At 66.4% G+C, this 277-nt stretch carries 1 protein-coding gene; it reads left to right on the top strand.

Annotated elements, in window-relative coordinates:
- Window positions 1–277: hypothetical protein (locus V5E28_RS49350; protein ID WP_336217237.1), on the top strand; the 277-nt coding region annotated here is incomplete at both ends.

The following is a 277-nucleotide window of genomic DNA, read 5'->3' as shown; positions in this document are numbered from 1 at the left end:
CGCGCTCATGGGCTCCAACATGCAGCGCCAGTCGGTGCCGCTGCTCAAGAGCGAGGCGCCGCTGGTCGGCACCGGCATGGAATACCGTGCCGCGACCGACGCCGGTGATGTCATCAGCGCCGAGAAAGCCGGCGTGGTCGAAGAGGTCTCCGCCGACTACGTGACCGTCATGAACGACGACGGCACCCGCACCACCTACCGTGTCGCCAAGTTCAAGCGTTCCAACCAGGGCACCTCGTTCAACCAGAAGCCCATCGTCGCCGAGGGCGACCGGGTC

The organism is Nonomuraea sp. LPB2021202275-12-8, from assembly GCF_037044575.1.
In the GTDB taxonomy this organism is placed as follows: Bacteria; Actinomycetota; Actinomycetes; order Streptosporangiales; family Streptosporangiaceae; genus Nonomuraea.
The sequence above is the reverse complement of the archived record's forward strand: the minus strand, read 5'-3'. Positions and strand labels throughout refer to the sequence as shown.